Raw genomic sequence first — 22,410 nt, forward strand, 5'->3', positions numbered from 1 at the left:
GTTCGCGGGGGAGAGGGTCAGAGCTCGTAGTCGACGACCACGGGGGAGTGGTCGGACCAGCGGGTGTCGTAGGAGGCGGCGCGGTCGACCTCGTAGCTGCGGGCGAGGTCGGCGAGCGCGGGCGTGGCGAGCTGGTAGTCGAGGCGCCAGCCGGTGTCGGTGTCGAAGGCCTGGCCGCGCTGCGACCACCACGTGTACGGCCCGGGCACCTCGCCCGCGAACCGGCGGCCGAGGTCGACCCAGCCCAGTCCGGCACCGGCGTTGTAGTCCGGGTCGCCCTCGGCGCCGACGAAGCGGTCGACGTAGGCGCGCTCCTCCGGGAGGAAGCCTGCCTTCTTGACGTTGCCCTTCCAGTTCTTGATGTCGAGCGTGCGGTGGCCGACGTTGAGGTCGCCCATCACCACGGCGAGCTCGCTGTGCGCCCGGATCTCGGGCAGGCGCGCTTCCATCGCGTCGAGGAAGCGGTACTTCTCGACCTGCTTGGGGGTGCCGACCTCGCCGGAGTGGACGTAGGTGGAGACGACGGTGAGCGAGCGGCCGCCGACCTCGTAGTCGGCCTCGAGCCAGCGTCCGGCCGAGTCGAAGTCGTCGGCGCCGAACGTCACGCGGTGGATCGTGGCGCGCCTGCGCGAGGCGAGAGCGACTCCGGCGCGCCCCTTGGCGGTCGCCTCGTCGTGCAGCACGTCCCACTCGTCCCCGAGGAGCCCCGTGAGGTCGTCCGTGGAGGCGCGGACCTCCTGCAGGGCCAGGACGTCGACGTCGCGGGCGGCGAGCCAGTCGCCCATCCCCTTGCGGTAGGCGGCGCGGACGCCGTTCACGTTGACGGAGGCGATGCGGAGGGTGCTGCGAGTCACCGGAGCAGTCTATTCGGAGCCGCGGAGCGGGCCGCCCGGCCGCGCTCGCACCCCGGAACGCGGAAGCCGGCGGCCGCCTCGCGCGACTCCCTCGGAGAGGGGGAGGAGCGCGGAGGCGACCGCCGGCGGGACCGCTCAGGACGGTCGGTCGGAGGGGATCAGGCGGGGACGGCTTGCGCGGTGGCGGGCGCGGGCACCTCGGCGACCACGGGGGCGCGCTTGATGCTCTTCGCGATGATCACGCAGACGGCCGTGACGACCATGCCCACCAGGATGGCGACCAGGTAGAGGATCGGCTGCCCGACGAGCCCGGTGACCCAGACGCCGCCGTGCGGGGCGCGGAGGGTGGAGCCGAAGAGCGCGACGAGCGCACCCGTGACGGCCGAGCCGACCATGGCGGACGGGATCACGCGCAGCGGGTCGACCGCGGCGAACGGGATGGCCCCCTCCGAGATGAAGGACGCGCCCAGCAGGTAGGCGGCCTTGCCGTTCTGGCGCTCGGCGTCGGTGAACAGGCGCTTGCGGAGCGTCGTGGCCAGGGCCAGACCCAGCGGCGGGGTCATGCCGGCGGCCATGACGATCGCCATCACCTTGAACTGCACGGAGTTCGGGTCGCCGTCGGCGGGGACGGAGGCGAGGCCGGTGGTCGCGAAGGCGTAGGCCACCTTGTTGACCGGACCGCCCATGTCGAACGCCATCATGAGGCCGAGGATGATCCCCAGGATGATCAGGTTGCCGCCCGAGAGGCCCGAGAGCCAGGACGACAGGCCCTCGCTCAGTGCGCGGAGCGGCGCTCCGAGCACCACGAACATCAGGAAGCCGGTGATGAAGGTGGCGATCAGGGGGATGATCACGACGGGCATCAGCGACTTGAACGCCGCGGGGAGCTTGATCCGCGAGATGTAGAGGGCCGCGTAGCCGGCGATGAAGCCGGAGGCGAGGCCGCCCAGGAAGCCCGCGCCGACGGTGACCGCGACCGCGCCGCCGAGGAAGCCCGGCGCGATGCCGGGACGGTCGGCGATGCCGAAGGCGATGAAGCCCGAGAGCACCGGCACCAGGAACGCGAAGGTCGCGCTTCCGATGAGGAACATCACTCCGGCCCAGTCGGTGATGTTCGCGACGTTGAAGCCGTCGTCGATGATCTGCTGGGCCGTGAAGTCGACGATGCGGTAGCCGCCGAACAGGAACGACAGCGCGATCAGCAGACCGCCCGCCGCGACGAACGGGATCATGTAGGAGACGCCGGTCATCAGGTTCTGGCGGATGCGCGTGCCGACGCCGACCTTCTTCGGCGCGGCGGGGGCCGCGGCCGGAGTCGAGCGGGCGGGGGCGGACGCGGCGGAGCCGGAGCCGCGGAGGGCCAGAGCGCGGTCGAGGACCTCGTCCGGCTTGGACAGGGCCTCGGCGACGCCCACCTGGAGGATCGGCTTGCCGGCGAAGCGGTCCTTGCCGCGGACCTCGAGGTCGGCGGCGAGGATGACGACGTCCGCGGCGGCGATGTCGGCCGCGGTCATCTCGTCCGAGCCGGCCGCGCCCTGGGTCTCGACGTGGATCGGGTAGCCGCGCTTCTTCGCGGCCTGCTCGAGCGCCTCCGCCGCCATGTACGTGTGGGCGATGCCCGCGATGCAGCTGGTCACGGCGACGAAGCGCGGGCCGGAGGCGGGGCTCGCGGCGGGCGCGTCCTGCACCTTCGCCACGGCGCGGTCGATGACGTCGGCCGCCTTCGCGAGCGCCTCCGACGTGCCCACCTCGAGGGTGGGCTTCCCGGCGAAGCGCTCCTTGCCGCGGACCTCGAGGTCGGCGGCGAGGATCACGACGTCGGCGTCGGCGATGGTCCGGTCCGACATGGGATCGGAGCCCGCGGCGCCCTGGGTCTCGACCTGGATCTCGTACCCCTTCTTCTTCGCGGCCTGCTCGAGGGCCTCGGCCGCCATGTAGGTGTGCGCGATGCCGGCGATGCAGCTCGTGACGGCGACGATCCTCATGAGACGACGACCTCTCGGGCGATGATGTCCGCGACCTCCTGGCCGCTGGCGGCGGCGCGGAGGGAACCGGTGAAGGACTCGTGGATCAGCTTGCGGGCGAGCTGGGCGAGGATCTTGAGGTGCGCCTGGTCGGCGCCGTCCGGAGCCGCGATCAGGAAGATCAGGTCGGCCGGGCCGTCGGGGGCGCCGAAGTCGACGCCCTGCTTCGCGATGCCGACCGCCACGCTGGGCGAGACGACGTGGGAGGAGCGGGCGTGGGGGATCCCGATGCCGCCGGGCATCCCGGTCGCCATCTGCGACTCGCGGTCGCGGACGTCGGCGAGGAAGCCGTCGAGGTCGGTGACGCGGCCGGCGTCGGCGAGCGTCTTCGCGAGCTGCGCGGTGGCCTCGTCCTTCGTGGCGGCGGTGAGGTCGACGATGACCGTCGACGCCTCGGTGAGAGCAGTCATGCGCTCAGTTCTCCAATCGGGAGGGTGGGGTCGGGGTTCTCGACGACGGAGACGTCGTCGAGGCGGAGGGAGTCGGGACCCGGGGCTTCGCTGCCCGGGAGCTGGACGGCGGCGGTACCCCACGCGACTGCTGTCGCGAGGCGCTCCGCCTCCGTGGCGTCGACGGCCGAGAGGTAGCCGGCGAGCGTGCTGTCGCCGGCGCCGACGGTGCTGAGGGGCACGACGGCGGGGGCGCCCGCCCACCACGACGCGTGCGCCGTGACGAGGAGGGCGCCGTGCTCTCCGAGGCTGACGAGCGCTCGCGCGTCGGGCAGCTGCAGGAGTTCACGGGCTCCGGCGACGACGTCTCCGACCGTCGTCAGGGAGCGGCCGAGGAGCTCCTCGAGCTCCTCGAGGTTGGGCTTCACCAGGGTGGCGGTGCCGGCCGCGATGATCGCGGTCAGGGGGGCTCCCGAGGTGTCGACGGCGAGGGGGACGCCGAAGTGCAGGGCGAGGCGGCCGAGAGCGGGGTAGAAGTCCGCTCCCAGTCCCGGGGGGACGCTGCCGCAGGCGACGAGCCAGCGGGGCGAGGCCGAGACGTGCTCGCCGATCAGCTCGGAGAGGGCGTGGGCCTCCTCCTCCGTGACAGCGGGGCCGGGCTCGTTGATCTTGGTGGTGCGGCCCGTCCGGTCGTCGACCACGGTGATGTTGGTGCGGATCGGGTGGGCGATCGCCGCACTGGCCGAGCGGACTCCGGCGGCCCGGAGCATCGTGGACAGGTCGAGGCCGGTGGAGGCGTCGGCCGGGTAGACCGCGGTCGCCTCGACGCCGTTGCGGGCGAGGGCACGGGCGACGTTGACGCCCTTGCCGGCCGGGTCGCGCCGCACGTCGTGCGCGCGGTTGACCTCGCCGACGGCGAAGCCGCTCGTGGAGAGGGTGACGTCGATGCTCGGGTTGGCGGTGACGGTGACGATCATGCGCGGACGACCTCCGGGCCGGCCGACTCGATGTCGTCGGCGAGCTCGTCGTCGACATCGGCGTCGGTGATGACGGTGTCGACCGCGGACAGCGGAGCGACGTGCCCGAAGTCCTGCCGGCCGAACTTCGAGTGGTCGGCGAGGACCACGACCCGGCGCGCGGAGGCGATGATCGCGGACTTGACGACGGCCTCGTCGAGATCGGGGGTGGTGAGCCCGCGCTCGAGGCTGAGGCCGTTCGTGCCGATGAAGGCGACGTCCACCGAGACCGTGGAGAGGGCCTGGGCGGCCCACGGCCCGACGGCGGCCTGCGTGACTCCGCGCAGGTGCCCGCCGATGAGGTGGAGGTCGATGTTGGGCCGGCCGACGAGCGTCATCGCGACGGGGAGGGAGTGGGTGACGACCGTCAGCCGGCGGTCCAGGGGGAGCAGCTCCGCCAGCCGCACCGTGGTGGTGCCGGCGTCGATGGCGATCGAGCCGCCGTCGGGCACCTCGGCGAGGGCCGCGGTGGCGATGCGGTCCTTCTCGCCGGCGAGGTGTCCCTCGCGGGCGGCGACCTCGGGCTCGATGCCCAGCCGCTCGACGGGGATGGCGCCGCCGTGCGCACGGCGCAGCAGGCCCCGCTTCTCGAGGCTGGTGAGATCGCGGCGGATCGTCTCCGGCGTCACGGCGAGGGAGAGGGCGAGGTCGCGGACCTCGACGCGCCCGTCGGTGCGGGCGCGGTCCAGGATCGCCTGGTGCCGCTCCGGTGCGTACATGTGGACTCCGTCGTCTCGCCGTGGGTGGTGCGCCGGATCCGCGGTGTCGTTGCCGACCTCGGATCTGCGTTTACCTCTTTTTAGACCCGTTCGGGAGGGAAGTCAACAGAAACGGACAGACTCGGCAGGCGGAATCGGTCGCGGCGACGCCGGGAAGACCGGGAAGCGGACCGCCGGGTCAGGCGGCGAGTTCCTCGAGCTCCTCCTCGAGCTGCGCGAGCTGGCGCTCCAGACGGCGTCGTTTGAGGAGGGACGCCTCCGGCAGCGCGGCGCGAAGCCGCTCGCGCTCGGCCTCGGCGAGGGTGCGGCGGGCGGTGCGCAGCTGCTCCTCCCGCTCCTTCTCGCGCTCCTCCGGCGTGAGCTTGCGCGCCGAAATCCCGGCGTCGCTCATCCCGACGGAGATCCACGACGCGGCGATCAGGATCACCTGGCAGACGAGGTTGAACCAGATCAGCAGACCGATGAGGACCGCGAACGAGGCGAGCAGCGGATTGCGGGAGGCGCCGCCCAGCAGCTGCGTTCCGAGGACCTTGAGCGCGCCGAGCGCGATCCCGCCGAGCAGCGACCCCGCCCAGAGGTTCTTCCAGGGGATCGAGATGCCCGAGAGGATGCGGAAGGAGCCGGCGAGCGTGCCCGTGTCCAGGGCGAGCATGATCAGCAGGCCGACCGCGCTGCCGGCGAGACGGGCCGGAATCGACTCGCTGCCGATCCCGAGGAAGCCGAACGCCACGTCCACCAGCGAGGTCGAGAACACGGAGAGACCCGCCGAGACCAGCAGCACCGCCCCGAAGACCAGGGCGAGCCCCGCGTCCTTGAGCTTGAGCAGGACGAAGAGGGTCGTGGGTCCGGGGAGTGAGAAGAGCAGCCGGACCGCCTGGCGCAGGCTCCCCAGGAAGTTCAGCGCCGTCCAGAGCAGGCCGGCGGCCGCGATCGCACCCGTCCAGCCGAGGATCGACGAGTCGAGCAGGTCGTCGACCGACACGAGGGCGTTCTTCCCGCCGATCAGACCGGGGACGGAGCGGGTCACCAGGTCGAGGAGGGAGTCGCGCAGCACCGAGTCGTCGCGCACCCAGAAGCCGAAGACGGCGAAGAAGACGAAGAGCGCCGCGAAGACCGCGAACAGGGCCTGGAAGGCGAGTCCGGAGGCGAAGAGGGGCCCGCCGGTCTCGGAGTAGTGGAGCATCACCCGCACCGGCCGCGTCCGCATGACCCGCTCGAACAGGCCCGGGATCCCGCGGGGAGTGTCGGCCGCCTCGGTCATTCCTCCAGCGTACTGAGGCCTCGCGGCGCTCCCGTGCACGCGCCCGCCTGCACGCAGGAACGCGTACGGCCCGCCGGATCCGAGGATCCCGGCGGGCCGGACGCGTTCGCGAGGGGGAGGATCAGGCGCGGCCGCGGATGACGGCCTGCTTCACCTCGGCGATCGCCTGCGTGATCTGGATGCCGCGCGGGCACGCCTCCGTGCAGTTGAAGGTCGTGCGGCAGCGCCACACGCCCTCCTTGTCGTTGAGGATGTCCAGGCGCGCTCCACCGGCGTCGTCGCGCGAGTCGAAGATGAAGCGGTGGGCGTTCACGATCGCCGCAGGGCCGAAGTACTGCCCGTCGGTCCAGAACACGGGGCAGGACGAGGTGCACGCGGCGCAGAGGATGCACTTCGTGGTGTCGTCGAAGCGGGCGCGGTCGGCGACCGACTGCACGCGCTCCTTGCCCCTGGGCGCCGGGGTGTTGGCGACCAGGAACGGCTGCACCTCGCGGTAGGAGGCGAAGAACGGCTCCATGTCGACGACGAGGTCCTTCTCGAGGGGCAGGCCCTTGATCGCCTCGATGTAGATCGGCTGCGAGATGTCGAGATCCTTGATCAGCGTCTTGCAGGCCAGGCGGTTGCGGCCGTTGATCCGCATCGCGTCGGATCCGCAGATGCCGTGCGCGCACGAGCGGCGGAAGGTCAGCGATCCGTCCTGGTCCCACTTGATGCGGTGCAGGGCGTCGAGGACGCGGTCGGTCGAGTACATCTCGACGTCGAAGTCCTGCCAGCGCGGCTCGGCGTCCACCTCGGGGTCGAAGCGGCGGATGATGAACGTGACGGTGAACGCCTCCGGGGCCGCGGGGGCGGCGGGCGGCTGCTCGAGGGTAGCGGTCGACATGGCTAGTACTTCCTCTCCATCGGCTGGTACCGGGTGATCACGACGGGCTTCCAGTCGAGCCGGATGTGGTCACCGGCGTCGGAGGAGTGGGCGTCACCGGAGAGGTACGCCATCGTGTGCTGCATGTAGTTCTCGTCGTCGCGCTTCGGGAAGTCGTCGCGCATGTGGCCGCCGCGGCTCTCCTTGCGGTTGCGCGCCGAGTAGACGACGACCTCGGCGAGGTCGAGCAGGAAGCCCAGCTCGACGGCCTCGAGGAGGTCGGTGTTGAAGCGCTTGCCCTTGTCCTGCACCGAGATGTTGCGGAACCGGTCGCGCAGGCGCTGGATGGTCCCGGTGACGGCCTCGAGGGACTCGTCGGTGCGGAACACCTGGGCGTTCTTGTCCATCTCGTCCTGCAGCTCCTTGCGGATCGAGGCGATCCGCTCGGTGCCGGTCGCGGAGCGGAGCGAGGCGAGCATGTCGCGGATCGCGCCGGCCGGGTCGGCGGGCAGGGGGGTGAAGTCGACCGTCTTGGCGTAGTCGGCGGCGTTGTTGCCGCTGCGCTTGCCGAAGACGTTGATGTCGAGGAGGGAGTTGGTGCCGAGGCGGTTGGAGCCGTGCACCGACACGCACGCGCACTCGCCGGCGGCGTAGAGGCCGGGGACGACGGTCGTGTTGTCCGAGAGCACCTCGGCCTTGACGTTGGTCGGGATGCCGCCCATCGCGTAGTGCGCGGTCGGCATGACGGGGACCGGCTCGACGACGGGGTCGACGCCCAGGTAGGTGCGGGCGAACTCGGTGATGTCGGGGAGCTTGGTCTCGAGGACCTCGGCGCCCAGGTGGGTGCAGTCCAGCAGCACGTAGTCCTTGTGCGGTCCGGCGCCGCGGCCCTCCGCCACCTCCTGGACCATGCAGCGGGCGACGATGTCGCGCGGCGCGAGGTCCTTGATGGTGGGGGCGTAGCGCTCCATGAAGCGCTCGCCCGAGGCGTTGCGGAGGATCGCACCCTCTCCTCGCGCTCCCTCGGTGAGGAGGATGCCGAGGCCGGCGAGGCCGGTCGGGTGGAACTGGAAGAACTCCATGTCCTCCAGTGGGAGGCCCTTGCGCCAGATGATGCCGACGCCGTCGCCGGTGAGGGTGTGCGCGTTGGAGGTGGTCTTGTAGATCTTGCCGAAGCCGCCGGTCGCGAAGATGATCGCCTTCGCCTGGAAGACGTGCAGCTCGCCCGTGGCCAGCTCGTAGGCGACGACGCCGGAGGGCTTGGCCACTCCGTCGACCTCGGTCATCACCAGGTCGAGGACGTAGAACTCGTTGTAGAAGTTGATGCCGAGCCGGACGCAGTTCTGGAACAGCGTCTGCAGGATCATGTGGCCGGTGCGGTCGGCCGCGTAGCAGGCCCGGCGGACGGGCGCCTTGCCGTGGTCGCGGGTGTGGCCGCCGAAGCGGCGCTGGTCGATCTTGCCCTCCTCGGTGCGGTTGAAGGGCAGGCCCATGTTCTCGAGGTCGATGACCGCGTCGATGGCCTCCTTCGCGAGGATCTCGGCCGCGTCCTGGTCGACGAGGTAGTCGCCGCCCTTGACGGTGTCGAAGGTGTGCCACTCCCAGCTGTCCTCCTCGACGTTCGCGAGGGCGGCGGCCATGCCGCCCTGCGCCGCTCCGGTGTGGGAGCGGGTCGGGTACAGCTTCGAGATCACGGCCGTCCTCGCCTTGGGGCCGGCCTCGATGGCCGCGCGCATCCCGGCACCGCCGGCGCCGACGATGACGACGTCGAACTGGTGGTAGTGGACGCCGTCGGGTCCGATGGTCTGCGCGAAGGCGCTCTGGTCGGCGCCGGTGTGGGAGTGGCCTGGTGTGCTCACGGGGTGGGTGCTCCGTCGTACGGGGATGGGAGGGGGAGGTGCCGGGACGTGATGCCGCGGACCGGGAGGGGCGCGGGCCCCTCTCCGATCCGCGGCACCGTGGTCACGCTGCGCAGAAGGAGGGCAGCAGGTCCGCGGCGGTGCCGGCGGGGCACGGGTCGAACGCGAAGACGACCCAGGTGCCGAGCGCGATCAGCGCGACGACGGCGACGAGGATGCCGCCCTTGAAGGCCTTGGCCAGCAGGGGCGAGGTCGCGTAGTCGTTGACCAGCGTGCGCATGCCGTTGCCGCCGTGGATCAGCGCGAGCCACAGCATGAGGACGTCCCACCACTGCCAGAACGGGTTCGCCAGCTTGCCGCCGACGAAGCCGAAGTCGATGGCCTTGATGCCGTCGCCCAGCAGCAGGTTGTAGATGAGGTGCCCGAAGATCAGGACGATCAGCACGACGCCGGAGGCGCGCATGTAGATCCAGCCCCACTTCTCCCAGTTGGTGCCGGAGGAGCGGGTCGGGGTGTGCGGGGTCCGCGGTGCGGCGACGGTGCTCAATGCGCACCCCCCTCGCTGAAGACGTTGATCAGGTGGCGCGGCGCGAAGCCGAGCATCAGCACGACCCAGAGACCCATGACGACCCAGAAGAGGACGCGCTGATTCCGGGTCGCCCAGCTCCAGAAGTCGACCAGGATGATCCGCAGGCCGTTCAGCGCGTGGAACGCGATGGCGCCCACGAGCCCGGTCTCGCCGAGTCCCATGATCGGGTTCTTGTACGTGCCGATGACCGCGTTGTACGCCTCGGGGCTCACGGCGATGAGAGCGGAGTCGAGGACGTGGACGAGGAGGAAGAAGAAGATGGCGACACCGGTGATCCGGTGGAGCACCCACGACCACATGCCTTCGCGACCGCGGTACAGGGTGCCGGCCGGACGCCGGATCTTCCCCTGCTTCCGGGGTGCGAGGGTTTGAGCAGCTTGAACTGACACGAACAACCCTCCCTGGTTGTGCTCCGACGGCCTGACCTGTTCCCACGTCGCGTGGACGGGGACGGGGCGGGGAGCGACGAGAAACTCGCCCTCCGATTCTAAGCGCGCTCGCAGGCGGGCGCGGCTTAGGCGAGCCTTAGCTGCGGGGCAGGGCGAGGGCGGGCGCCCCCGCGGTCGCGTAGTGCGCGAGGAGCTCGTCGGTGAGCGCGCTCCAGGTGCGGTGGAGCACGCGGCGGCGGCCCGCCTCGCCGAGCCGGGCGCGCAGTGCGGGATCTCGGACCAGGCGCTCCACCTGCCGGCGGAGGTCGGAGTCGCTCTCGGGCGCGTAGAGCAGGCCGTCCACGCCGTGCTCGATGAGGTCGGTGGGGCCGCCCGCGTGCGGCGCGACCACCGCGGTGCCGGACGCCTGCGCCTCCTGCACCGTCTGGCCGAACGTCTCCTCCGTTCCGGTGTGCACGAAGACGTCGAGCGCGGCGAAGACCGCCGGCAGCCGGTCGCCGTCGAGCCGGCCGAGCATCCGCGCCGCCGGGCCGAGGGCGGCGGCGACCCGGGCGGAGGAGGGGCCGTAGCCGCCCACGACCAGCTCCGCGTGCGGGAGGGAGGCGAGTGCCGCCATCCGCTCCACCCTCTTCTCGGGGGAGAGGCGCCCGATGTAGCCGACGAGCGCGTCGTCGGCGCCGAGTCCGGCTCGGACGGCCTGCGCGTAGGGGGAGGAGCGGCGGCGCGGGTGGAAGCGCTCGCTCTGCACGCCGCGGCCCCACAGCGCGGTGCGCTCGATGCCGGCGGCGGCGAGGTCGTCGAGGGCGCTGGTGGAGGGGGCGAGGGTCAGGTCCGCCCCGGCGTGGATCTGGCGGATCACCCGCCAGGCGAGGGCGCGGGCGCCGCGGATGCCGTAGCGGGCCGCGAATCGCGCGACGTCCGTCTGGTAGATCGCGACACTCGGCACCCCGAGCCGGCCGGCCGAGGCGATGGCGCGGGCGCCGAGGAGGAAGGGCGAGGCGACGTGCACCACGTCGGGCTCGAAGTCGGCCAGCTCCCGGGTGAGGGCGAGCGTGGGGATCCCGACCGGGAAGTCGCGGTAGGCGATCGCCGGGTGCTCCACGACGCGGTGGCCCGCGTAGTGGCCCGGCGCCCCCGCGGCCGGGCAGACGACGAGCGCCTCGATCCCGCGCTCCGCGAACTCGTCGAGCACCCGCAGGACGCTCGTGGTCACGCCGTTCAACGACGGCAGGAAGCTCTCGGTGACGACCGCGACTCTCACGTCCCGGACGCTACGGCGGCGGGATGAACGGCGGCGCGCGCCCGGGTGAACGGACGGTCGCGCTCGGGCTCCCTTGTATCCTGCGGACATGACATCACCTGAGACCGATGGCCGCGCCCCGCTCGACCGCTTCTACAGCGTGATCCCCGCCGGCGGGATCGGCTCGAGGCTGTGGCCGCTCTCCCGGGCCGACGCCCCGAAGTTCCTGCACGATCTGACGGGATCGGGACAGACCCTCCTCCGCGACACCTGGGACCGCCTCGCGCCCATCTCGGGCGCCGACCGGATCATGGTCGTGACCGGGCGCGCGCACCGCGCCGCCGTCGAGGAGCAGCTCGAGAGCCTCGAGGACCTCAACGTCGTCCTCGAGAGCGAGCCGCGCGACTCGTCCGCCGCGATCGGCCTGGCCGCCGCCATCCTCGAGCGCCGCCAGCCGGGCGTGATCATCGGCTCGTTCGCCGCCGACCACGTCATCAGCGGTCAGCAGCTGTTCCACGACGCGGTCGCCGAGGCCGTCGTCGCGGCGGACGCGGGCTACATCGCGACCATCGGCATCACGCCGACCGAGCCTGCCGTGGGCTTCGGCTACATCCGCACGGGGAAGCACCTCGGGATCGACGGGGCGACGCACACGCTCGCCGTCGACTCCTTCGTCGAGAAACCCGACGCCGACACCGCGCGCGCCTATCTCTCCAGTGGTCAGTACCTCTGGAACGCGGGCATGTTCATCGCCCGCGCCGACCGTCTCCTCGAGGAGCTCGGCCGCGCCAAGCCGAAGCTGCTCGCCGGACTGCTCGAGCTCGCCGCCGCGTGGGACACCCCGGAGCGCGGCGCGGTCGTCGACCGCATCTGGCCGGGCCTGGAGAAGATCGCGATCGACTACTCCGTCGCCGAGCCGGCCGCGGCCGCGGGCAAGCTGGCCGTCGTGCCCGGCCACTTCTCCTGGGACGACGTGGGCGACTTCGCCTCGATCGCGAAGCTGCACTCGAGCGGACTCCGCTCGGACCTCGCCATCCTCGGCGAGGACGCGCGTGTTCTGGCCGACTCCGCGACGGGCATCGTCGTCAGCGGCGGCAACCGCACCATCGCCCTCATCGGAGTGAAGGACATCGTCGTCGTGGACACCCCCGACGCACTCCTGGTGACCACGACCGAGAACGCCCAGAAGGTCAAGGGCGTCGTCGACGCCCTGCGCCTCTCCGGCCGCACCGACGTCCTCTAGCCCTCCGTCCCACCCGTCGAAGCGCGGCCCTCCCCCCGGAGGCGCCGCGCTTCGCCGTTCCGCCCCCTCGCCTCATGCGCGTGCGGCGGTCCCGATACGCCGTTCGCGCGGCCACTCGACCACCCTCGATGAGGGCCTCGGCCGTCGCCCTGGGTGCTGGTGGCTGGGTCTCGATCCGCCGCTTCCGCGGCAACTCGACCACCATGGAGGAGCATCGCGTCGAGCCCGACCGCGCGCAGCGCGGAGCTCCTCCGAACGCCTTCGACATCCGGCAGCAGGGGAGAGGGCCGCGAGCCGGAATCGCGTGCCAGCGATTCAGGCCAGCCCGACGCGACCCGCTCTGCGGAACGCACCCGTCGCGAAGCCGACCGCGCCGAGCCGCTCCGCGGCTCGGAATCGAGCCCAGCCGACCGCGCCGAGCCGCTCCGCGGCTCGGAATCGAGCCCAGCCGACCGCGCCCCGCGACACGCTCCGCGTGTCGCGAAGATCAACACTGTGTAACTCTTCCTGACCACCACCGTCCGGGCGGCTGAGCGACTTGTCACATTGGGTAACGTGTGGGAATCGACGCCCTGCTGCGCTCGTCGCGCGGGGCCGCATTCCTGGAGGACGACATCTTGACTATCACCTCGCGTAAGGCCGCGTTCGGCGGTCTCGCCGCCCTCGGCGTCACCGCGCTTCTCGCCGGTTGCGCCTCCGCCCCCGAGGAGAGCGGCTCCAGCGCCGCCGCCGGTGGCGACTTCCTGCCCTGCATGGTCTCCGACGCGGGCGGGTTCGACGACAAGTCGTTCAACGAGCTCGGCTACAACGGCCTCGTGAAGGCCTCGGAGGACCTCGGCGTCACGCCGAAGACCGTCACCTCGGAGTCCGAGACGGACTACGCCCCGAACCTGACCAGCCTCGTCGACCAGGGCTGCAACCTGATCATCACCGTCGGCTTCGCGCTGGCCGAGGCCACGTCGGCCGCGGCCGAGGCGAACACGGACATCGACTTCGCGATCATCGACGACGCGTCGATCGACCTGCCGAACGTCAAGCCGATCACCTTCGACACCTCGCAGGCGGCGTTCCTCGCCGGTTACGCGGCCGCGTCGTACTCCAAGACCGGCGTCGTCGGCACCTACGGCGGCCAGCAGTTCCCGACCGTCACGATCTTCATGGACGGCTACGCCGACGGCGTGAAGTACTACAACGAGCAGAAGGGGAAGGACGTCAAGGTCGTCGGCTGGGACGTCGACGCGCAGACCGGCTCCTTCACCGGCGGCTTCGCGGCGGGCGTCGAGGCCAAGTCGGCCGCGCAGTCGCTGATCGACCAGAACGCGGACGTCATCCTCCCCGTCGGCGGTCCGATCTTCCAGTCGGCGATCGAGGCGATCCGCGACTCCGGCAAGGACATCGCGATGGTCGGCGTGGACGCGGACCTGTACGAGACCTACCCCGACGGCGCCGACCTGTACCTGACCTCGATCCTCAAGGGCATCGAGGCCGGCACGACCGACGTCACCAGCTCCGCCGGAGCCGACGACTTCGACCCCACTCCCTTCGTGGGCACCCTCGAGAACGACGGAGTCGGCATCGCGCCGTTCCACGACTTCGAGTCGAAGGTCTCGGGCGACCTGCAGGGCGAGCTCGACACCATCAAGGCGGGCATCATCGACGGCTCCATCACCGTCACCTCCCCGTCCGCTCCCGCGGCGTCCTAGCCGCTTCCTCGAAGAGGCCGGCGGGCCCGAGCACACCTCGGGCCCGCCGGCCTCTTCGTCGGTCCGGCGGGCCGATCGGCTCCGCTGCGTCCCTCGATCCCGGCCGACGGCGCATCGTGGCGCGAACCGAAAGTTAGATTGGTCCCATGAAGCTCGAACTGCGTGGCATCACTAAGCGCTTCGGCGCGCTCGTGGCCAACGACCACATCGATCTCACCGTCGAACCCGGTGAGATCCACTGCCTCCTCGGCGAGAACGGCGCGGGCAAGTCGACGCTCATGAACGTGCTCTACGGCCTGTACCAGGCCGAGGAGGGGGAGATCCTGCTGGACGACGCGGTCCAGCACTTCTCCGGTCCGGGTGACGCCATGAAGGCGGGCATCGGGATGGTCCACCAGCACTTCATGCTCGTCCCCGTGTTCACCGTCGCCGAGAACGTCATGCTGGGCCACGAGGAGACGAAGGCCGGCGGGCGCCTGGACCTCGCCGCCGCGCGCGCCCGGGTGCGCGAGATCTCGGACCGCTTCGGCTTCGACGTGGATCCCGACGCCCTGGTCGAGGACCTCCCCGTCGGCGTGCAGCAGCGGGTCGAGATCATCAAGGCGCTCTCGCGCGACGCCCGGGTGCTCGTGTTCGACGAGCCGACCGCGGTGCTGACCCCGCAGGAGACCGACGAGCTGATCGCGATCATGCGCCAGCTGCGTGCGGCCGGGACCGCCATCGTCTTCATCACGCACAAGCTCCGCGAGGTGCGCGAGGTCGGAGACCGCATCACGGTCATCCGCCTCGGCAGAGTCGTGGGGGAGGCGTCGCCGACGGCGAGCAACGCCGAGCTCGCCTCGCTGATGGTGGGCCGCGCCGTCGAGCTGACGGTGCAGAAGGAGCAGGCGGTGCCGGGCGACGAGGCCCTCGTCGTCTCGAACCTCACCGTGCGCGACGCCAACGGTCAGGCCGTCGTCGACGACGTCTCCTTCGAGGTCCGCCGCGGCGAGATCCTCGCGATCGCGGGCGTGCAGGGCAACGGCCAGACGGAGCTCACCGAGGCGATCATGGGCCTGCAGGAGCGGGTCGAGGGCTCGGTGACCCTGGACGGGCGCCGCCTCGACGGGCTGTCCGTGCGCCGCGTCCTCGAGTCGGGGGTCGGCTTCGTCCCCGAGGACCGCACCGAGGACGGTCTGGTCGCCGAGTTCACGATCGCCGAGAACCTCATGCTCGACCGCAGCGACCGCGGTCCGTTCGTGAAGGGACTGGGCCTGCGGCTCAAGGAGCTCGAGCGCTTCGCCGAGGAGCGGGTGCGCGAGTTCGACGTGCGCGCCCAGGGGATCGGCACCCACGTCGGCCGCCTCTCCGGAGGCAACCAGCAGAAGGTGGTGCTCGCGCGCGAGCTCAGCCGGGAGCTGCGGCTGTTCATCGCGGCGCAGCCCACTCGCGGCATCGACGTCGGCTCCATCGAGTTCGTCCACAAGCGCATCGTCGAGACGCGCGACACCGGGGTACCCGTGATCGTGGTGTCGACCGAGCTCGACGAGGTCGCGGCGCTCGCCGACCGCATCGCGGTCATGTACAAGGGCGGGATCATCGGCATCGTCCCCGCCGACACGCCCCGCGAGGTCCTGGGGCTCATGATGGCCGGGCAGACGCCCGCCGAGAAGGGAGCGGCGGCGTGAGCGACGCGCAACTGCCCGCGGTCGATCCCGACGCGGAGACCGAGAAGGCGTCCGGGCTCGAGCCCGGCCAGAAGCCGGATCAGGAGGTGCGCCCCGGCCCGCTCGAGAGCGGCGCCTCCCGCGTCCTGCGCGAGATCCTCTCCGGCACCGCGCTGATGTCGGTGCTCGCCGTGCTGCTCTCCCTCATCGCGGGCGGCGTGCTGATCGCCGCGACCGACAAGGACGTCCAGGCGGCGTCGGGCTACTTCTTCGCCCGGCCGCTCGACACCCTGCAGGCGATCTGGCAGTCCGTCTCCGGTGCCTACTCCTCGCTCTTCCAGGGCTCGGTCTACAACTTCCGCCGCGAGGGCTTCGCCAACGGCATCAAGCCGCTGACGGACACCCTGGCCTTCGCGACTCCGCTGATCGCCGGCGGGCTCGGAGTGGCGCTGGCCTTCCGCGTCGGCCTGTTCAACATCGGCGGCCGCGGCCAGATGCTGATCGCCGCCGCCTGCGCGGGCTGGGTCGGCTTCTCCTTCGACCTCCCGTGGGGCGTGCACCTGATCGTCGCGCTTGCCGCCGGCATCCTGGGCGGCGCGCTCTGGGGCGGACTCGTGGGACTGCTCAAGGCCCGCACCGGCGCGCACGAGGTGATCCTCACGATCATGCTCAACTACGTCGCGTTCTACCTGGTCTCCTACCTCCTGCGGACGCCCGGCGCCCTGCAGGCGCCCGGCTCGAACAACCCGAAGTCGCCCGGGATGAAAGAGACCGCGGTCTTCCCGGCGCTCCTCGGCCCCGGATACTCGCTCACGCTCGGCTTCGTCTTCGCGGTCCTCGCGACCGTGTTCGTCTGGTGGCTCCTGAACCGCTCGACGATCGGCTTCAAGTTCCGCGCGGTGGGGGAGAACCCGCACGCGGCACGGGTCGCGGGCATCGACGTGAAGAACAGCTACGTGTACGCGATGCTGCTCTCCGGCGGCCTGCTCGGCCTCGCCGGCAGCGCCCAGGTGATGGGGACGGTCACGACCGGCTTCACCTCCGGGATCGACGCGGGCATCGGCTTCGACGCGATCACGGTCGCGCTGCTGGGCCGCTCCCGACCCTGGGGCGTGTTCTTCGCCGGCATCCTCTTCGGCGCCTTCAAGGCGGGCGGCTACTCGATGCAGGCCGCCGAGGGCGTGCCGATCGACGTGGTCCTCGTCGTCCAGTCGCTGATCGTCCTCTTCATCGCCGCACCGCCGCTGGTGCGCGCGATCTTCCGCCTCCCGACGCCCGGGGCAGCCCCGAAGCGCCGCACCCGCCGCACCTCGGAGGTGTCCGCATGAGCACCGCCGTCGCCACCGCCCCCGACCGCGTCGTGATCCGCAGCTGGAAGGCGCCGATCGCGTTCGGCGTCTTCGCGCTGCTCGCCGTCGTCCTCTTCGTGGCCCTCGGCCGCGACGGGACGAGCTCGTTCCGCCTCGCCGCGGGGACCGACTTCTTCGCGCTGCCGGACATCCCGTTCCCGACGCGGGGGACGGGCGTGGTCGTCGCGATCCTCCTGGTCGCCCTGGCCGTCGCGTCGGCCGGGCTCACCCGCGCCGGCCGCCGGATCCCGCTCTGGCTCTCGGCGGTCTTCGCCCTGGTCTTCCTGATCGGGTTCCTCGTCTGGGCGTCGGCCGGTGCCGCGCTGCCCGTCTCGGGACTGCTGCTCGGGACCGTCGGGCTCGCCACTCCGCTGATCTTCGGCTCGCTCGGCGGCGTCATCTCGGAGCGTGTCGGAGTCGTCAACGTCGCGATCGAGGGGCAGCTGCTCGCCGGCGCCTTCACCGCGGCGATGGTCGGCTCCCTCACCCGCCAGCCGGTGCTCGGCCTGCTCGCGGCGATGGTCGCGAGCGTCCTGGTGTCGTTCGTGCTGGCCGCCTTCGCGATCAAGTACCTGGTCGACCAGGTGATCGTCGGAGTCGTGCTGAACGTGCTGGTGACCGGCCTGACGAGCTTCCTGTACTCCCAGGTCCTCTCCGCCGATGCGTCGACGTTCAACTCGCCGGTGAAGTTCGACCGCCTCCCGATCCCGGTGCTCAGCCAGGTGCCGATCGTGGGCGCCGTCCTGTTCAACCAGACGGTGATCGTCTACCTGATGTACTTCGCGATCTTCGCGGTGTGGTGGGGCCTGTTCAAGACCAAGTGGGGCCTCCGCCTGCGCGCCGTGGGCGAGCACCCGCAGGCCGCGGACACCGTGGGCATCGATGTCGCCCGCACGCGCTTCTGGAACGTCTCCCTCGCCGGGGCGATCGCCGGAGTCGGCGGCGCGTACTACACGCTCGACGCGGTCGGCGCGTTCGGCAAGGAGATGACCGCGGGTGCGGGCTTCATCGCCCTGGCCGCCGTCATCTTCGGCCGCTGGGACCCGATCAAGGCGACGCTCGCGTCGCTCCTGTTCGGCTTCGCGACCAACCTGCAGAACGTGCTCGGCGTCATCGGCTCGCCCGTGCCCAGTGAGTTCATGCTGATGCTGCCGTACGTCGTGACGATCTTCGCGGTGGCCGGTCTCGTCGGCCAGTCCCGCGGACCGGCCGCCGCCGGCAAGCCGTACCTGAAGTCCTGAGAGGAGCCGTCGTGACCGACATCGACTGGGAGGCGCTGCGCGAGGCCGCCCTCGAGGCCATGAGCCACGCCTACGTCCCGTACTCGAAGTTCCCCGTCGGGGTCGCCGCGCTCGTGGACGACGGCCGGACGATCTCGGGCTGCAACGTCGAGAACGCCTCCTACGGGCTCACGCTCTGCGCCGAGTGCGCGCTGGTGTCCTCTCTGCACATGACGGGCGGCGGCCGGCTCGTCGCCTTCACCTGCGTCGACGGGAAGGGCGGCGTCCTGATGCCCTGCGGGCGCTGCCGCCAGCTGCTCTTCGAGCACTCGGCCGAGGGCATGCTCCTCCAGACCGTGTCGGGCGTGAAGACGATCGACGAGGTCATCCCCGACGCCTTCGGCCCGCGCACGCTCGAGGCCTACGCCGCCTCCTAGGGCCGCCGTCACCGCTCCCACTCCCGAACCGAGGACCCCGCATGACCCGCACCACCCCCGTCGAGGACTTCGACGCCGTCGACATCATCCGCACCAAGCGCGACCGCGGCACGCTCTCGACCGCGCAGATCGACTGGCTGATCGACGCCTACACCCGCGGCTACGTCGCTGACGAGCAGATGGCGGCCTTCGCGATGGCGGTCCTGCTGAACGGGATGGAGCGCGACGAGATCCGCGACCTCACCCTGGCGATGATCGCCAGCGGCGAGCGCATGCGGTTCGACGGACTCGGCAAGCGCACGGTCGACAAGCACTCCACGGGCGGGGTCGGCGACAAGATCACGCTGCCGCTGATGCCGCTGGTCGCCTCCTTCGGCGTGGCGGTGCCCCAGCTCTCGGGACGCGGGCTCGGCCACACGGGCGGAACGCTCGACAAGCTGGAGTCGATCCCGGGCTGGCGGGCCGACCTCGGCAACGAGGAGATGCTGGAGCAGCTGCGGACGGTCGGCGGCGTGATCTGCGCCGCGGGCTCGGGCCTCGCCCCCGCCGACAAGAAGCTCTACGCGCTCCGGGACATCACCGGGACCGTCGAGGCGATCCCGCTGATCGCGTCCTCGATCATGTCGAAGAAGATCGCCGAGGGGACCGACGCCCTGGTGCTCGACGTGAAGTTCGGCTCCGGCGCGTTCATGGTCGACATCGAGCGCTCGCGGGAGCTGGCGCGGGCGATGGTCGACCTCGGCAACGACGCGGGGGTGCGGACCACCGCGCTGCTGACCAACATGAACGTGCCGCTCGGTCTGGCCATCGGCAACGCGAACGAGGTGCGGGAGTCGGTCGAGGTGCTCGCCGGCGGCGGCCCCTCGGACGTCCGGGAGCTGACGCTGGCCCTGGCCCGCGAGATGCTGGCCCTCGCCGGGCAGCCGGACGCGGACGTCGAGCGCGCCCTCGACGGCGGCGCGGCGATGGACACCTGGCGCGCGGTCATCCGCGCTCAGGGAGGGGATCCGGATGCGGCGCTCCCCGAGGCCCGCGAGACCCACGTCGTGGTCGCCGAGCGCGACGGCGTCCTGGTGGAGCAGCAGGCGCTGCCGTTCGGCATCGCCGCCTGGCGCCTGGGCGCCGGACGCGCCCGCCAGTCCGACGCGGTGCAGCACGCGGCGGGGATCGACCTGCACGCGAAGCCGGGCGACCGCGTCCGCGCGGGCCAGCCCCTGCTCACGCTGTCGGCCGACGAGCCGGAGCGCTTCGCCCGGGCGCTCGAGGCGCTCGACGGTGCCTACCGGATCGGCGACGACGGCGACGAGGTGCTCGGCGGCGGCCCCCTCGTGGCGGAGCGCGTCTCCTAGCCCCGCGCCGCCCGGCACGGAGGAGGCGCCGCCCGGCGAGCCGCTCCCGCCGACCCTCTAGGGTGGTCGGCGAACCACCGCCGACCCGCGAGGAGCACCGTGACCGATCAGACCGAGGAGTACCTCCTCCCGGGCGAGGGCGTCCTCATCGACGAGCTCCCCAAGGTGTCGCTGCACGACCACCTCGACGGAGGGCTGCGGCCCGGGACGGTCCTCGAGATCGCCCGCGAGACGGGCGTGCCGCTCCCGGCCGAGGAGCCGGATGCCCTCGCCGAGTGGTTCCGTGCCACGGCCGACTCCGGCTCCCTCACCGACTACATCGCCACCTTCGAGACGACGGTCGCCGTGATGCAGACCGCGCCGGCGCTCGAGCGCGTGGCCCGCGAGTTCGTGCTCGACCTCGCCGCCGACGGAGTCGTGCACGGCGAGGTGCGCTGGGCGCCGGAGCAGCACCAGCGCGCCGGGCTCTCGCTCGACGCGGCTGTCGAGGCGGTCCAGGAGGGACTGCAGCAGGGCGTGCAGGAGGCGGCGGCGCAGGGACACCGCATCCGCGTCGGCCAGCTGATCACCGCGATGCGGCACGCCGACCGCTCGCTCGAGGTCGCCGAGCTGGCGCTGCGCCACCGCGAGCGCGGTGCGATCGGCTTCGACATCGCCGGAGCCGAGGCGGGCTTCCCCGCCTCGCGGCACCGTCCCGCCTTCGAGCTGCTCGCGGCGGCTCACTTCCCGACCACGGTGCACGCGGGGGAGGCGGACGGCCTCGACAGCATCCGCTCGGCCCTGCTCGACGGCCGCGCGCTGCGCCTGGGCCACGGCGTCCGGATCGCGGAGGACATCCGCATCGAGCGCCAGGACGACGACGCGAGCTACGTGACCCTCGGCGAGCTCTCGGAGTGGGTGAAGGACCGCGAGATCGCCCTCGAGCTCAGCCCCTCCTCCAACCTGCAGACCGGCGCCGTCGCGGCGTGGGGTGCCGAGCTCGCCGACCACCCCTTCGACCTGCTCTACCAGCTGGGCTTCCGCGTCACGGTGAACACCGACAACCGCCTGATGAGCGCGACGACCCTCAGCCGCGAGCTCGCCCTCCTGTCCGACGCGTTCGGGTACGACCTCGACGACTTCGAGGCCTTCCAGCTGAACGCGGCTCACGCCGCCTTCCTGCCGCTCGACGAGCGCCGCGAGCTCGTCGAGACGATCAGCGCCGGCTTCGAGGCGGCCTGACGGTGCCGCTCGACGCGCTCCCCGAGGAGGCGGTGGCCCTCCGCCACTCCGCCGGATCCTGGCGGGAGGCCGTCCTCGAGGCGGGCCGTGCTCTCGAGCGGACCGGTGCGGTCGACGCCGCCTACTCCCGGCGCATGGTCGAGCAGGTCGACGTGCTCGGGCCGTACATCGTCATCGCGCCCGGGCTCGCCCTCGCGCACGCCCGGCCCGGCAACGACGTCCTCGCGGACGGCCTCTCCGTCGTCACGCTGGCCGAGCCCGTCGCCTTCGGGCACAGCACCAACGATCCGGTCTCGGTCGTCATCGGGATCGCCGCCACCCAGGCGCACGGGCACGTCGGCTTCGTCTCCGGGCTCGCCGACGTGCTCAGCCGTCCGGACGCGGTCGGTGCACTCGCCGCCGCCCGCACCGTCCGCAGCATCAACGCCGTCCTCACCGACAGCACCCCGCACCACCCGCACCACGGAAGAAGCGCATGAAGATCGTCACCCTCTGCGGCGCCGGAATCGGCACCTCCGCCATCCTCAAGCTCGGCGCCGAGCGCGCCCTCGAGACCCTCGACCTCGAGGCCGAGGTGATCGCCTCCGACCTGGCCTCCGTCGACGCGCTCGCCGCCGACGCGCAGGTCATCCTCACCTCCGGCGAGCTCGTCGACCGCATCGGCCGCACCTTCGCCGAGGTCGTCGTCATCGACAACTACCTCGACCAGAACGAGATCACGGAGAAGATCGAGCGAGCGCTGGGCTGAGCTCGACTCTGAGCCGCTCCCTGCGCGGCTCAGCGCGGTCGGCCTCCCGACGGGGTGCGTTCCGCAGAGCGGGTGGCGTCGGGCTGCCTCGAATCGCTGGCACGCGATTCTCGGACGCGCCCTCCACCTTGCGGGGAGAGGGCGTCCTCCTCCCCCTGCTGGTCGAGTGGCCGCGGAGTGGCGTGCCGGGAGCCGGCTTCCTGCGCGGACGGCTGCTCGGACCTCGGGGGGTCAGCGGGCGGCGAGCTGCTCGAGGACGGTGCCGATCAGGCGGCGGGCGCGGGCGGGGGAG

At 71.6% G+C, this 22,410-nt stretch carries 21 protein-coding genes; 10 read left to right on the forward strand and 11 right to left on the reverse strand.

Features of this window, described 5'->3' with window-relative positions; all coding sequences use genetic code 11:
• Positions 1-17 precede the first annotated feature (17 nt).
• The 11 genes from C5C71_RS05425 to C5C71_RS05480 form a co-directional block, all read right to left on the reverse strand.
• The gene (locus C5C71_RS05425) at positions 18-854 is read right to left on the reverse strand and encodes an exodeoxyribonuclease III (RefSeq protein WP_104263197.1); all 837 of its coding nucleotides are present in this window, start codon (positions 852-854) and stop codon (positions 18-20) included.
• A 158-nt stretch (positions 855-1,012) separates the two neighbouring features.
• Entirely contained in the window at positions 1,013-2,839 is a 1,827-nt protein-coding gene (locus C5C71_RS05430) for a PTS fructose-like transporter subunit IIB (protein ID WP_258068655.1), read from the reverse strand.
• A complete protein-coding gene (locus tag C5C71_RS05440) occupies positions 2,836-3,288 on the reverse strand; it encodes a PTS sugar transporter subunit IIA (RefSeq protein ID WP_097166616.1) in 453 nt (150 codons plus the stop codon). Before C5C71_RS05440 ends, C5C71_RS05430 begins: the two co-directional genes overlap by 4 nt.
• Positions 3,285-4,244, reverse strand: coding sequence for a 1-phosphofructokinase family hexose kinase (locus tag C5C71_RS05445; protein WP_104223191.1), 960 nt, complete (start codon positions 4,242-4,244; stop codon positions 3,285-3,287). The genes C5C71_RS05440 and C5C71_RS05445 overlap by 4 nt, the downstream gene beginning before the upstream one ends.
• Positions 4,241-5,002, reverse strand: coding sequence for a DeoR/GlpR family DNA-binding transcription regulator (locus C5C71_RS05450; protein WP_104337276.1), 762 nt, complete (start codon positions 5,000-5,002; stop codon positions 4,241-4,243). Before C5C71_RS05450 ends, C5C71_RS05445 begins: the two co-directional genes overlap by 4 nt.
• A gap of 178 nt (positions 5,003-5,180) precedes the next feature.
• The gene (locus tag C5C71_RS05455; protein ID WP_104337277.1) at positions 5,181-6,263 is read right to left on the reverse strand and encodes a YihY/virulence factor BrkB family protein; all 1,083 of its coding nucleotides are present in this window, start codon (positions 6,261-6,263) and stop codon (positions 5,181-5,183) included.
• A 121-nt stretch (positions 6,264-6,384) separates the two neighbouring features.
• Complete coding sequence (locus C5C71_RS05460) at positions 6,385-7,146, reverse strand: succinate dehydrogenase iron-sulfur subunit (RefSeq protein ID WP_104337278.1); 762 nt, start codon at positions 7,144-7,146, stop codon at positions 6,385-6,387.
• Positions 7,147-7,148: 2 nt separating this feature from the next.
• On the reverse strand, positions 7,149-8,927 hold the full coding sequence (gene sdhA / locus C5C71_RS05465; protein ID WP_104261603.1) for a succinate dehydrogenase flavoprotein subunit: 1,779 nt from the start codon (positions 8,925-8,927) through the stop codon (positions 7,149-7,151).
• Between the two features lie 160 nt (positions 8,928-9,087).
• Entirely contained in the window at positions 9,088-9,531 is a 444-nt protein-coding gene (locus tag C5C71_RS05470; RefSeq protein ID WP_104223187.1) for a succinate dehydrogenase hydrophobic membrane anchor subunit, read from the reverse strand.
• Complete coding sequence (gene sdhC / locus C5C71_RS05475) at positions 9,528-9,914, reverse strand: succinate dehydrogenase, cytochrome b556 subunit (RefSeq protein WP_258059417.1); 387 nt, start codon at positions 9,912-9,914, stop codon at positions 9,528-9,530. The genes C5C71_RS05470 and sdhC overlap by 4 nt, the downstream gene beginning before the upstream one ends.
• A gap of 184 nt (positions 9,915-10,098) precedes the next feature.
• A complete protein-coding gene (locus tag C5C71_RS05480) occupies positions 10,099-11,223 on the reverse strand; it encodes a glycosyltransferase family 1 protein (RefSeq protein WP_181065415.1) in 1,125 nt (374 codons plus the stop codon).
• A gap of 88 nt (positions 11,224-11,311) precedes the next feature.
• Here C5C71_RS05480 and C5C71_RS05485 point away from each other — a divergent pair, with 88 nt between their 5' ends.
• From C5C71_RS05485 to C5C71_RS05530, 10 genes are all read left to right on the forward strand, one after another.
• Positions 11,312-12,445, forward strand: a complete 1,134-nt coding sequence (locus C5C71_RS05485) for a mannose-1-phosphate guanylyltransferase (RefSeq protein ID WP_104223184.1) — start codon at positions 11,312-11,314, stop codon at positions 12,443-12,445.
• A 617-nt stretch (positions 12,446-13,062) separates the two neighbouring features.
• The gene (locus C5C71_RS05490) at positions 13,063-14,148 is read left to right on the forward strand and encodes a BMP family protein (protein ID WP_104246690.1); all 1,086 of its coding nucleotides are present in this window, start codon (positions 13,063-13,065) and stop codon (positions 14,146-14,148) included.
• 146 nt (positions 14,149-14,294) lie between these two features.
• Complete coding sequence (locus C5C71_RS05495) at positions 14,295-15,815, forward strand: ABC transporter ATP-binding protein (protein WP_104223182.1); 1,521 nt, start codon at positions 14,295-14,297, stop codon at positions 15,813-15,815.
• Entirely contained in the window at positions 15,812-17,122 is a 1,311-nt protein-coding gene (locus tag C5C71_RS05500; RefSeq protein ID WP_219814152.1) for an ABC transporter permease, read from the forward strand. The genes C5C71_RS05495 and C5C71_RS05500 overlap by 4 nt, the downstream gene beginning before the upstream one ends.
• Positions 17,119-18,384 carry an ABC transporter permease gene (locus C5C71_RS05505; protein ID WP_104223181.1) on the forward strand — a complete coding sequence of 422 codons (1,266 nt, stop codon included), beginning with the start codon at positions 17,119-17,121 and terminating at the stop codon, positions 18,382-18,384. The genes C5C71_RS05500 and C5C71_RS05505 overlap by 4 nt, the downstream gene beginning before the upstream one ends.
• 11 nt (positions 18,385-18,395) lie before the next feature.
• Positions 18,396-18,800, forward strand: coding sequence for a cytidine deaminase (locus C5C71_RS05510; protein WP_104223180.1), 405 nt, complete (start codon positions 18,396-18,398; stop codon positions 18,798-18,800).
• 41 nt (positions 18,801-18,841) lie between these two features.
• Positions 18,842-20,149 carry a thymidine phosphorylase gene (locus C5C71_RS05515; protein WP_104263199.1) on the forward strand — a complete coding sequence of 436 codons (1,308 nt, stop codon included), beginning with the start codon at positions 18,842-18,844 and terminating at the stop codon, positions 20,147-20,149.
• Positions 20,150-20,248: 99 nt separating this feature from the next.
• Positions 20,249-21,370 carry an adenosine deaminase gene (locus C5C71_RS05520; protein ID WP_104249478.1) on the forward strand — a complete coding sequence of 374 codons (1,122 nt, stop codon included), beginning with the start codon at positions 20,249-20,251 and terminating at the stop codon, positions 21,368-21,370.
• A gap of 2 nt (positions 21,371-21,372) precedes the next feature.
• Positions 21,373-21,849: a PTS sugar transporter subunit IIA gene (locus C5C71_RS05525; protein WP_104255398.1), complete on the forward strand. Its 477-nt coding sequence runs from the start codon at positions 21,373-21,375 to the stop codon at positions 21,847-21,849.
• Positions 21,846-22,118: a PTS sugar transporter subunit IIB gene (locus tag C5C71_RS05530; RefSeq protein ID WP_104226416.1), complete on the forward strand. Its 273-nt coding sequence runs from the start codon at positions 21,846-21,848 to the stop codon at positions 22,116-22,118. Before C5C71_RS05525 ends, C5C71_RS05530 begins: the two co-directional genes overlap by 4 nt.
• The last annotated feature ends 292 nt before the right edge of the window (positions 22,119-22,410 follow it).

This window comes from Rathayibacter sp. AY1C1, from assembly GCF_002932105.1.
Classification (GTDB): domain Bacteria; phylum Actinomycetota; class Actinomycetes; order Actinomycetales; family Microbacteriaceae; genus Rathayibacter.